Annotated in this window: 12 protein-coding genes and 1 tRNA gene; 6 read left to right on the forward strand and 7 right to left on the reverse strand. The window is 55.9% G+C overall.

What is annotated here, in order from left to right; translation table 11 throughout:
- Positions 1-30 precede the first annotated feature (30 nt).
- From GJA01_RS02600 to GJA01_RS02625, 6 genes are all read right to left on the reverse strand, one after another.
- On the reverse strand, positions 31-996 hold the full coding sequence (locus GJA01_RS02600; RefSeq protein WP_062504877.1) for an alpha/beta hydrolase: 966 nt from the start codon (positions 994-996) through the stop codon (positions 31-33).
- A gap of 67 nt (positions 997-1,063) precedes the next feature.
- Positions 1,064-2,569 (reverse strand): efflux transporter outer membrane subunit, encoded by a 1,506-nt coding sequence (locus GJA01_RS02605; protein ID WP_062504875.1) that lies wholly within the window; start codon positions 2,567-2,569, stop codon positions 1,064-1,066.
- 2 nt (positions 2,570-2,571) lie between these two features.
- The gene (locus GJA01_RS02610; protein ID WP_023942144.1) at positions 2,572-3,483 is read right to left on the reverse strand and encodes an HlyD family secretion protein; all 912 of its coding nucleotides are present in this window, start codon (positions 3,481-3,483) and stop codon (positions 2,572-2,574) included.
- 12 nt (positions 3,484-3,495) lie between these two features.
- Positions 3,496-3,690: a DUF1656 domain-containing protein gene (locus GJA01_RS02615; RefSeq protein ID WP_007284708.1), complete on the reverse strand. Its 195-nt coding sequence runs from the start codon at positions 3,688-3,690 to the stop codon at positions 3,496-3,498.
- A gap of 171 nt (positions 3,691-3,861) precedes the next feature.
- Entirely contained in the window at positions 3,862-4,296 is a 435-nt protein-coding gene (locus GJA01_RS02620) for a hypothetical protein (protein ID WP_010505726.1), read from the reverse strand.
- An 86-nt stretch (positions 4,297-4,382) separates the two neighbouring features.
- The gene (locus GJA01_RS02625; protein ID WP_010505724.1) at positions 4,383-4,661 is read right to left on the reverse strand and encodes a hypothetical protein; all 279 of its coding nucleotides are present in this window, start codon (positions 4,659-4,661) and stop codon (positions 4,383-4,385) included.
- Between the two features lie 86 nt (positions 4,662-4,747).
- On the opposite strand from GJA01_RS02625, the gene GJA01_RS02630 reads away from it, so the two are divergent.
- The 6 genes from GJA01_RS02630 to GJA01_RS02655 all read left to right on the forward strand — a co-directional run bounded on the left by GJA01_RS02630 (position 4,748) and on the right by GJA01_RS02655 (position 8,843).
- Positions 4,748-5,905 carry an ABC transporter ATP-binding protein gene (locus tag GJA01_RS02630; RefSeq protein ID WP_062504873.1) on the forward strand — a complete coding sequence of 386 codons (1,158 nt, stop codon included), beginning with the start codon at positions 4,748-4,750 and terminating at the stop codon, positions 5,903-5,905.
- Between the two features lie 242 nt (positions 5,906-6,147).
- Positions 6,148-7,143, forward strand: coding sequence for an extracellular solute-binding protein (locus GJA01_RS02635; RefSeq protein WP_253783383.1), 996 nt, complete (start codon positions 6,148-6,150; stop codon positions 7,141-7,143).
- Positions 7,140-7,571 (forward strand): hypothetical protein, encoded by a 432-nt coding sequence (locus tag GJA01_RS02640; RefSeq protein ID WP_062504871.1) that lies wholly within the window; start codon positions 7,140-7,142, stop codon positions 7,569-7,571. Before GJA01_RS02635 ends, GJA01_RS02640 begins: the two co-directional genes overlap by 4 nt.
- Positions 7,568-8,056 (forward strand): YcgN family cysteine cluster protein, encoded by a 489-nt coding sequence (locus GJA01_RS02645; RefSeq protein ID WP_061929513.1) that lies wholly within the window; start codon positions 7,568-7,570, stop codon positions 8,054-8,056. Before GJA01_RS02640 ends, GJA01_RS02645 begins: the two co-directional genes overlap by 4 nt.
- 10 nt (positions 8,057-8,066) lie before the next feature.
- Complete coding sequence (locus GJA01_RS02650) at positions 8,067-8,750, forward strand: M48 family metallopeptidase (protein ID WP_062504869.1); 684 nt, start codon at positions 8,067-8,069, stop codon at positions 8,748-8,750.
- Positions 8,751-8,757: 7 nt separating this feature from the next.
- A tRNA-Leu gene (locus GJA01_RS02655) sits at positions 8,758-8,843 on the forward strand.
- 440 nt (positions 8,844-9,283) lie between these two features.
- Here GJA01_RS02655 and GJA01_RS02665 read toward each other — a convergent pair.
- The gene (locus GJA01_RS02665; protein WP_062504867.1) at positions 9,284-10,600 is read right to left on the reverse strand and encodes an LLM class flavin-dependent oxidoreductase; all 1,317 of its coding nucleotides are present in this window, start codon (positions 10,598-10,600) and stop codon (positions 9,284-9,286) included.
- Between the last annotated feature and the right edge of the window lie 3 nt (positions 10,601-10,603).

Below are 10,603 nucleotides of genomic sequence, written 5' to 3' on the forward strand. Positions count from 1 at the left end.
TCCCAGATGTGTGACGCCCGTCGCTCCGGGTCAATGACTGAGGACAAACTCTGCAATATGCGGGACAAGTTTTGGATCCAAAGGCACAGTTGAGTCTGTATAAGCCTTCATAAAATCCGCTTTGTCGGTGCCTTGAACATCCTTCAGCATATGATTGGCCTCTGGCAGATACAGTGCGTCCGCTTTTGGCGCAGCAGCTTTGAGAAGATCAAAATCGGCTGTCGGACTGATCTGCGTGTCCCGCCCACCCTGAACCAGCATCGTGGGACCTTGATAGGCAGCCACCAATTTTGCCGGGTCATAACGCATTTCATCCATCAGATAATGCTGAACATTAGAGCGGAAAAGGGTGCGCAGGCCCGGATGCAGCGTCTGGGGATCAACAGTTTTCCCTGCTTCAAGATCATTCAACGCTCCATCAATCTGAGGCAGAATGCTTTGTGTGCCAGGGGCCGCATGGAGCTGACTCCGAAGGATTTCTCCTATTGATCGCCCTGGCGCAGACAGCAGGATTAATCCGCATAGAGGCTTCACCGAGGACGCCGAAGCGAGAGCGACAAGCGCACCTTCACTATGACCTGCAACCCACACACAGGAAATGCCAGTTTGATGCTGGATTGTGTTTATCCAGCTTTGCACATCCGTGACGTACTCATGGATTGTGACGTTATTGGCATCGGGAATAGCCCGCGCGCTTCCGAACATACCCCGCTTGTCGATACGGACAGAAGAAATCCCATGTTCTGCCAGCCCTTCTGCCAGCAGACGAAGGGTCGCGGGCTTTATGGAGGTCAGACTGTCTCCGTTGCGATCGGTAGCACCAGAGCCGGGAATGAGAAGAACAACCGGCTTTTTCGCTCCCGCATCCAAGAAAGCTCCTGCCAGTACACCCTGAGGACCCGGCGCCTCGACAGGACTTTCCGTCGCAGCCAGTACAGTCGAAGGCGGGAGGGCAAACACCCCCAGAAGAAACAGGTAGCGGCGGAAACGATACATCTCAGTCCCCTTGCGTGACACACCCCGAAACCTGCCACGGACAACAACGCACCGCCACGTTTTTCACTCAGCGCGTAAAGGCACGCGCCAGAGCGTTCTGCTTCCCAACTTCAACCGGCAGACGCGTATCTGTGAGCTGACGTCCCTGCCAGCCAGCGCCCATGGCTGTATAAAGTGCAATAGCATCGCGCAGGCGCGCCGTGCGCCCGACAACGGCCTGATCCTGCGCGGTCAGAGCCGTCTGCTCGGTGGTCAGGACATTCAGATATCCTGTCAGACCAGCACCAAACAGCTTCTGAGCCCTGTCACGGGCCAGACCAGAATCCCGGGCAGCATCTTCAAGCTGACTGACCAGTTCATCGTCATGCCGCCAGTCGCCCAGTGAGTCTTCAACTTCCTCAAACGCCTTGAGCACTGTCTTGCGATAGACCAACCGGCTGGCTTCTGCTTCTGCACGGGCCTGAGCAATCTCAGCGGTATAGCGACCACCATGAATGACAGGCAAAGACGCCATCATCATGAAGCTCCAGGCCATACCGCCCATCTGGAACGCCTGATAAGCCGCCGAGGCATTCGGGTTGAACGTCAGCGGGATCATGAACTTCGGATAGAGGTTCGCGACCGCTACACCCACCTGCGCGGTATCAGCAGCATAATGTGCCTCAGCCGCACGAATATCCGGGCGGTTGGCCAGAACAATCGACGGCAGGGACGCAGGGAACGTCGGAACCGTTGGCAGCGGTTTGCGAACATCCAGCTCCTCTTCAAGCTTGCCGGGCATTTCACCCAGAAGCACGGAAATCGCATGGATCAGTCGCTCTTCCTGCGAGTGGAGAGGGGCAAGCCGTGAGCGTTCGAGATGCTCTTCGGTCTGCGCCTGCGCTACAGCCAGTGTATTGCCAAGACCGTGCGTATAAAGCTTTTCCGTCAATTCACGCGAGCGCTGTGCCACATCAATGCTGCGTTCCGTAACAGCCAACCGCTCCTGCACGCCGCGAAGCGATACATAATCCGATGCCAGTTCAGACAGCAGCGAAACTAGAATGGCGCGACGGTTTTCAATGGACTCTTCAACCAGCCGCTTGCGCTCTTCCACCTGACGGGAAATATGCCCGAACAGGTCAATTTCCCAGCTCGCACGCGCACCATAGGTCAGGACAGACGCCTGAGGGCGGTTTGCGGGATTACCAGGACGGAGCGGCCAGTTGTCCACATTGATGGAATACCGGTCATCACCGCCGCCCATAGCCGCATCAAGCTGCGGATACCAAGCTGCCTGCGCCTGTCGACGGACAGCACGCTCGGACACAATATGCTGGGACGCAATCTGAAGGTCGTAGTTCCCTTTGATCGCCTGCTCGACCAGTTCGTTCAGCATGGGATCGTGGAATTGCGCCCACCAGTCCTTCATGTCCGCTTCCGTTCGGGCAATCTCCTCTGCCGTCACCGAATGAGGCTGCTCAACGAAAGAGTCAGGCACCTTGATCCTGTCTGGCTTGAAATTCGGCCCAACGGTGCAGGCCGTAAGCGACAGACAGGTGCTAAGAGCGAGGGTAAGGAGTTTGCGGGACATGATCAGAGATGATTCTGCAGCCAGGTGGTCAGCTTGCCACGGGCGCCGGGCGTTTCGCGGCCGATCGTGACAGTCGCGGTCATACCGGCCGCAAGGGTGATTTCCGGCGGAACGTTATCCAGTTCCAGACGAACCGGAATACGCTGCGCCAGTCGGACCCAGGTAAAGATCGGATTTACATCCGGCAGGCCAAGGCGATCTGAGACACCATTGCGGTCATTAATACCACGACCAATGCTGACGACGTGCGCAGGAAGGATCTGCTTGTATCCCATCAGCTTCACACGGGCTTCGTCACCGACATGCACGCCGTGCATCTTGGTTTCTTCAAAGTATCCGTTGATCCAGTAGCTGTGCGCGTCAATCACTGCCAGACCGGGCTGACCAGCATGGGCATAGTCACCGACACGAAGATTGAGGTTGGTAATGTACCCATCAACTGGCGAATAGACTGTCGAGCGCTGAAGATTGAGCAGAGCGGTATTCAGTTCAGCTTTCGCCGCATTGACCTTGGCCCGCTGCGTCTCGACATTCGAGTTGAAGTCTTCCTGCTCTTCAGCAGAAACAATGCCACCCAGCCCCATACGGCGCTTGGCATCCGAAGAGCGAAGCTTCAGGTCTTCTTCCGCACCGGCAAGGCGCGCACGAGCCGCATCAATATCAAGGCGGAAACGCACCGGATCAAGCACGAACAGCGGATCACCGCGATGGACGAACTGGTTATCCACTACGGGAACAGAGACCACTGTTCCTGACACTTCAGGGGCTGCATCCACGACATAAACGCGAACACGACCATCTCTGGTCCACGGCGCGAGAACGTAAATGTCCCACATGGTCCGGCCAAGGCCGATAGCCATGGCAAGGACAATCAGAGTCAGCAGAACGCGGATCACACTGCGGGTCCAGTTCATAGCCGACCCCTCCTAGACGTAAAGGATGAGCAGACAGAGAACACAGACATAGAGCGCTATTTCAAATAGAGCGACGTGCCAGAACCAGCTTAAGGCGCCGGTCCGCCACAGAATGCTTCTCAACAGCAATGTCACGAACACTGCTGCAACGGCATAGATTGAAAGGGGTGCGACAAAGACGCCGAAGAGATTAACTTCCGTAAGCATCAGGTTGTGACCTTGCTGCCAACTAACGGACTGTTCGACGAACTTTCCACGGGACTCCTCGCAAGTCCGTGACGACTCCCACAAGGGCGTGATCACGGCACAGGCGAAGTCCTTACGCCATTAACCCACGGGTGGCCAGATGGCTTTGACAAAAATCAGTCATAAAATGTCTTATTTGGAATGACTGAAAAAACTTCTGATGAGTGAAAAGAGTTTCCGGCCTGTAAAACGTCCTGCCGGTCCAAGCAAAAGACCCGTCACGGCGGTGACCGCAATAGACTGTTTCAGTTCGACGAGCTTACGGTCACGACGGATACGAGCCTCGATTTCAACCACATCAGGGATGGACCAGGCCGCCAGCGCAGCGAAGATCACCACAAAAAGCATATCCACACCGATGACACAGAGGCTGGCTTTGACGTAGCTCAGCCCTGCAACACTGATAAAGAAAGCCCACAGGAAGCCATGAAAAGAAATGGCAGCGAACAACAGGAAGACGACTGCAACAAGGGCACAAGCCACCCGACGGCCGATTCGCATCGCGGAACGTGAGAGGATCTGGCCTTGGGCGGACAGGACTTCCTGACCGAGTTCGATAGGCTTCATGGAGGATCGTTCGCCTTTATTCTAAACAGGACGGGTGCAGGCCTGCGCACATCGCCTGCTTCCCGCCTGAAAAGGTTACGTGCCGATTACTTGGAAAAACGGCCCGCCAGGAAACCGACCACAGCCGAGATCAGAATAGCGGCGATAGGCCGCGACTGCACACGCGTCGATACATTTTCGATTTCATGATCCGTGATTTTACGGGCATTTGCAACGGCGTGCTCCGTGCGATCAGCAGCCTGAAGCAGCATAGGGCTGACATAGTCGTTCAGAATCTGTTCGACCTGCTTGCGAAGACTGTCAATCTGCTCCTGCGTGGTTTCTGCAGCGACTTCGATGTTCTTCTTGACGGTATCACGGCTCATGTTCAAACCCTCATTGCAATATAGTAGGGGCTTGGGAATCAAGCCCTGTATCTCACTTCAAACGCAAAACCATTATCAGAGGTTGCATGCCCCGCCCACCCGGCGCTCCACTTACCAACCCCAGAGGTCAGGCCGCTCCACGTGTAACGATGGCCCTTCAACTGGAGGCACTTCGTCTCGGTTTACAGGCGGAAGCCTTCGATCTGTCTGTTCCTCAAGGCGAGACGGTGACAGCGTATGGTACAGACACAGCCGTGCTGTCCGGTATTCTGGATCTGATCGCCGGGTTTTCTCCTTCAATGGGTGGCCGAGTTCTTGTATGCGGCACCGACATCACATCACGCCCGGCTGGTCAGCGCGGTGTGACGTTGATCAGCACCCGGGACCCGCTGTTTCCCCATCTGGATGTACAGAGCAATATCGTTTTCGCACTCCGCGCTCAGGGGCAAAAACACGCAGAAGCTGACGCTGGCGCGGGTAGAATGATGTCCCTTCTCGGGTTGGATGGCCTGGGGAAAGCAGCACCTCGCAGCCTTTCACCAGAACAAACACTGCGGACCATGCTTGCAAGAGCACTTGTTACATCCCCCGCCGTCCTCCTGCTCGACAATCCGTTCGCCGCACTGGATCCACAGGCAGCACGTCGAATGGCATCCCTGCTTTCAAAACTGACGCGCGCCCGTGATCTCAGCATCCTTCAGAGTGTTCCCAGCAAAGAAGACGCCTTACGGGCAGGAGGCTCTATTGCGTTTTTCCAAAATCAGACGCTCCTTCAGTCTGGCCCCGCCGCGGACCTCTACGACCGTCCGGCAGGCGTCGAGGTTGCTACACTTTTCGGGGAGGCCAACTGCCTGACCGGGCAGGTTCTCGATATCGGGGATGATATTGCGCGCATCCAACTTGCGTGCGGCGGAGTTGTTGAAGCCCTGGCCTCCGAGAGCGAGTTGGCTGAAGGACAAGCCTGTCTGGTCTGCGTCCGACCTGACCGGATTTCTCCTTTCTTCGGCACACAGTCTCTTGGACTGGAAGATGAGGATATGCCGCCTGTACGCGGCGCCCTGACAGAGACCGTGCATCTCGGGGACCACATAAGAATGCGAGTCCGTTGCCCGGAGGGCACCGAAATCGAGCTTCGTCGCCCTCCCCTTCAAACACAGAAACTCCCCCGCCCCGGCTCCCCCGTCCAATTAGCCTGGCCGGCAGGACATGCGACGGCCTTTCCGCTTCGGCCCGACCTGTATTAAAGTGCCGCCGCTTTATAGTGGGTTTCTGGCCCGCTCTCGTTTCTCCCTGAACTAAGGATCGTCATCTGTCCCGGCCCGCCTCCCTTTTGCGACAAACGCTCCCGGTCTGTATCCGGGCGGGTCTCGGTCGTGCCTTACGTCCTTCACGCCTGCTGACGGGTTTTCTGCTTTTTCAGTGCCTTCCGCTGAATATGCCTGCCCATGCCACTACGTCCAGCTCCTCGCAGAGTGCATCCGCGAGTGTGGAAAGATTCTTTTCGCATATTGGCCAAAGTGTCACGTCTGTTTTCTCAACACCCGAAGCCTCGGCTCATGCGCATAAACATTCCAGAACACACTCCGTCGCGAAACACCGGAAAAATACAAAATCAGCTGCTCCACCTGCACCAGGCTGGGGTGTCCCGGAAGGAACTGTCGCTGCCAACGCTTTGGCAGGAGCAGACAGCACAATACGACTGATTGAGTGGGATGGTCAGAAGACAACTCTGGATGTTGGCGTCCATGCTGCAAGAGCGGACTGGGCGGCAGTCCTGTTGAACGGAAGCCAGCTTTCAGAAGCCTGCCAGAAGAACTGGGTTCGCCCTATTGAGAACAACACATCATGCGGCGTTCCTGGAGGCCAGAGCACACTTGCCCTCGCCTGGGACAGGTCTCGCCTGCCGTCCGCTCCTGGCTGGAAAGATTTCTGGGATGTTGCCCGCCATCCTGGCAGACGCGGTCTTCGCCTGAGTGCACGCACAACCCTTGAAATCGCGCTTCTTGCTGATGGTATCGATCCAAGAGATATCTACACAGCACTCTCCACGCATGCTGGTGTGGATCGCGCCTTCCATAAGCTGGATCTGCTACGCCCCTATATCGTGTGGTGGAAAACGCCAGACGATGCCGCGCGCATCATGGAACAAAGCAGCGCGTTGATGACCAGCGCTCCCATGGCAGAAATTTCCAGCGTCAGCACAAAAGTGAAGGCTGGTCCGGCATCCTCGCTGTTTGTTGCTCAACCGGATGTGGTCCTTCGTACCCCCCTTTACTGGGCGATTCCTGCCAACACGCCAAACGAAGTAGCCACAAAAACGCTTGAGCACCTCAACAAAACATCCCTGCATCTGGATGACACCCCTGACAGCGCAGTAGCGCCTAACGGGATAATATTACCCGTCAACGAAGCATTCTGGACAAAATACGGGGATCAACTGGAGCAGAGATTCCAGGATTGGTATGGCAGCAAGCAGCCATGATGGCCCTCTCCCTCCGCCTTCATCTGGCGCCCATTCTCTCAGGACTGCTTCTGGGGTGCGCCGTCATCACACTGTTGATGCGCCTGCTTCCCGCCAGATATGTACGATTGTTAGGTCTTCTGGTTCTTTTGCCAGGGCCCGCGCTCGCCTTCGCCCTTCCTGAGCTACATAAAGCAGGCGTGATATTCGCCGGACGATATTATGATGTGCTTCAGGGCGGCTTAATCTCTCCTGCTGTTATGCTTCCATTCGGAGCTACACTTTTAGGTATGCCTGCTGGCACAACGCGCGCAGCAATAGGGCTAGGCGCCAAATTCTCAACGCGTGTACGACTGATCTGGCTGCCCCTTCTGCTCCCAGCCGCACTTCTGTCCTGCACAATGGCAGTTCTCCTGACAGTCGGGTGTGTGATACTGGATCGTCCATGACGTCCGTACCTTTTTTCTGGCAGACCACGCCTCTGGACCAGATGACACCTGAACAATGGGAATCCCTGTGTGATGGATGCGGGCGCTGCTGCCTGAACAAGCTACGCGATGAAGATACGGAAGAAGTCGTCTATACAACGGTCGCCTGCCGCCTTCTGGATACGCAGACCTGCCGGTGCACGAGTTATCTCAAGCGCCATCGCAAAGTTCCAGACTGCATCACACTGACACCGGAACTCCTTGCGGACATCGACTGGCTTCCCCCAAGCTGCGCATACCGATTACTGCGTGACGGCTTTGACCTGCCTGAATGGCACCCCCTTCGCAGCGGCACCCGTGACAGCGTCCACACGTCCGGTGCATCTGCTGGCGGTCGTTGCATCAGCGAACGGCACGCGGGCTCATTAGAAAATTACATTGTGGACTGGCCTGGAGAGTGGCCTGAAAACTCGCCCCCCTGCATGTCCTTGAAGCAGTCCGGCTAGAACACCTTTCATGCTTCCTCCGACCGTCCCCCTTGTCTGGCGACGTTCGAAACGTGCCCGCCGCATGACCCTGCGGATTGATGCCATGCAAGGCAGCGTCATTGTAACAATGCCTGATCGTATAAGTCGCAAACAGGGATTGGCGTTCGTCCAGCAACATATGGACTGGATTTCGACGTCTCTAACGTCCTTGCCTGAAAAGCCGGTTCTGGCGCATGGGCATGACATCATGATCGAAGGCAACCTCGTCCCCATTTTCCATGAACCGACTGCACGTCGCGGTACATGGTTGGACGATGACGGGCTTCATGTGAGCGGAGATGCCGAGCATACCGAACGCAGAGTGCGGGACTTTTTGCTTAAACTTGCAAAAGACCGTCTGGATACCGCCGTAAAACGCCACAGCGAAAGAATGCAACTTGTTCCTTCCCGTCTGGATTTACGAGACGTCCGAACACGCTGGGGCAGTTGCACCCGTCAGGGTCGCATTATGCTAAGTTGGCGCCTGCTGATGACACCGGTTGAAATTCGGGACTACGTCATCATCCACGAACTCGCCCATCTCAGACATTTTGATCATGGTGCCGATTTTTGGGCTCTTGTTGATCATTTTTGCTCAAATGGTCGCCCAGGACGTCTTGCAGCGGAGCGCTGGTTGCGCGAAAACGGGACCGCCCTGCTGCGCGCAGCATGAGGCGTGTGCGAGCTTGGCGGAATGGTAGACGCACGAGACTTAAAATCTCGAGTCCGTAAGGGCGTGCGGGTTCGAGTCCCGCAGCTCGCACCACATTTAAGTTATTGAAAATAAATGGCTTTTAGGGTTTTCAGCAACCCGGAGCCTCCGTTCTTCTACAAAGGGCTTCTACGAAACGAGCCCTGCTGTGCTGATTCGTCTGCAATCCGGTTTCCATTTCAGACGCGGGATTCCCGTTCGTTTTCGTCCTGCTCTGGGGAAACGGGAAATCTGACACTCACTGGAAACCCTCGACAGAAATCTTGCCAGAACCCGTGCCTGTGCCACGTATGGACTGACCTCTCAGCTTTTCGAGTGCATCAGTCTGGCCATGTCTTCATCGGAAGAAACATCCTTGCTCAACAAGGCGATTGAGACCTTTCAGGAGGCTCTGACACATCTGACCTGCATCCAGTCCATTGTCCAGACTTACGACAGTGAGATTCAGGCTCTAAAGGCACGCTATAAAACAATAAATCCGGCATTTTATAGCTTCAAAGAAGCGGCAAGCCCAAGTTCTCACGCAGCGTACGGCCAGCATATTCCCGGCGCAGAAGCCCACGTTTTTGCAGTTCGGGAACAACCAATGTCACAAAATCCCGAATACCATCCGGAGCAGACGTGAACATGATATTGAAGCCATCCGAAGCGCCGGTGCGATACCAGCCTTCCATATCATCCACAATGGACTGAGGCGTCCCCACAAGAATACGATGGCCACCTTTGGTGAAGGTTTTGAGGACATCCTTTGTCGTAGGAGCTTCACGCCTGATCCAGTCCACAATAAGCGATTGTCGGCTCTTGTGGCTATTGGTCTCCTCCACGTCTTTTAGTCGGATGGGTTGTTCGTCTGGCCACTGAGACAGATCAATCCCCAAGCTGGCATAAGCGGAAAAACTGCGCAGAACCTCCGCTCGATTCAGGTAGCTCAGATAGGTTTCAAATTTCCCACGCGCTTCATCTTCCGTTCGCCCCACGAAAGGCGCCAGTCCTGGAAGAATCCGCAAATGCGCGTCTGTTCGGCCATAGCGTCGTGCCCGATCCAGAACATCTGCCCTGTAATCCCGTCCCGCGGCAGGATCATATTCTGCCGTGTAAATGACTTCACCAATGCGCGCCGCCAGTTCCTTCCCTGCCCCGGACGCACCTGCCTGCGCCAAAACGGGACGGCTCTGGACCGGAGGCGGCGCATTCAGCGGGCCCGCAACACTGTAAAAGCGCCCCTTGTGATTAAGGGGGTGAACCTTGGCCGGATCGAGCCATTGACCGCTTTCTTTGTCCCGCAATATCGCATCCGGTTGTACGCTCTTCCAGAGCCCAGTCACGACATCCACAAATTCATGTGCGCGCTCGTAACGCTCCTGATGATCGACATGTCGTGGCAGATTGAAGTTTTCACCTCCACCCGTCGCAGTCACGACATTCCAGCCAGCACGTCCATTACTCAACCGATCCAGCGAGGCGATACGCCGGGCCACATTATATGGCTCATTGAATGTTGTGCTGGCCGTACCGATCAGGCCGATATGCCGCGATGTGACAGCCAGCGCAGACAAAAGCGTAAAAGTGTCCCACCGAGCCAGCGAAGGCATGTCAGCAATCACTGAAGGGTCAGGGATTGGCAGCACGTTATCGTACAGAAAGATACTGTCAAAGCGGCCCTGCTCCAGCAGATCCACATACGAACGATACCGTTCAAAACTGATATCCGCGTCCACATCTTCACCCGGTGCCCGCCAGGCATCTCCGTTCGTGGCGGAACCGGTCAGATACGCTCCAAGTGCGAAGCTGCGGCCTGGTGAATAAGACATCTG

Origin of the sequence: Gluconobacter japonicus (assembly GCF_002723975.1) — a bacterium.
Lineage (GTDB): Bacteria > Pseudomonadota > Alphaproteobacteria > Acetobacterales > Acetobacteraceae > Gluconobacter > Gluconobacter japonicus.

Coding starts and splice junctions, on each gene's coding strand:
- GJA01_RS02600 (WP_062504877.1), bottom strand. CDS start 996: ATGTATCGTTTCCGCCGCTACCTGTTTCTTCTGGGGGTGTTTGCCCTC.
- GJA01_RS02605 (WP_062504875.1), bottom strand. CDS start 2,569: ATGTCCCGCAAACTCCTTACCCTCGCTCTTAGCACCTGTCTGTCGCTT.
- GJA01_RS02610 (WP_023942144.1), bottom strand. CDS start 3,483: ATGAACTGGACCCGCAGTGTGATCCGCGTTCTGCTGACTCTGATTGTC.
- GJA01_RS02615 (WP_007284708.1), bottom strand. CDS start 3,690: ATGCTTACGGAAGTTAATCTCTTCGGCGTCTTTGTCGCACCCCTTTCA.
- GJA01_RS02620 (WP_010505726.1), bottom strand. CDS start 4,296: ATGAAGCCTATCGAACTCGGTCAGGAAGTCCTGTCCGCCCAAGGCCAG.
- GJA01_RS02625 (WP_010505724.1), bottom strand. CDS start 4,661: ATGAGCCGTGATACCGTCAAGAAGAACATCGAAGTCGCTGCAGAAACC.
- GJA01_RS02630 (WP_062504873.1), top strand. CDS start 4,748: ATGCCCCGCCCACCCGGCGCTCCACTTACCAACCCCAGAGGTCAGGCC.
- GJA01_RS02640 (WP_062504871.1), top strand. CDS start 7,140: ATGATGGCCCTCTCCCTCCGCCTTCATCTGGCGCCCATTCTCTCAGGA.
- GJA01_RS02645 (WP_061929513.1), top strand. CDS start 7,568: ATGACGTCCGTACCTTTTTTCTGGCAGACCACGCCTCTGGACCAGATG.
- GJA01_RS02650 (WP_062504869.1), top strand. CDS start 8,067: ATGCTTCCTCCGACCGTCCCCCTTGTCTGGCGACGTTCGAAACGTGCC.
- GJA01_RS02665 (WP_062504867.1), bottom strand. CDS start 10,600: ATGTCTTATTCACCAGGCCGCAGCTTCGCACTTGGAGCGTATCTGACC.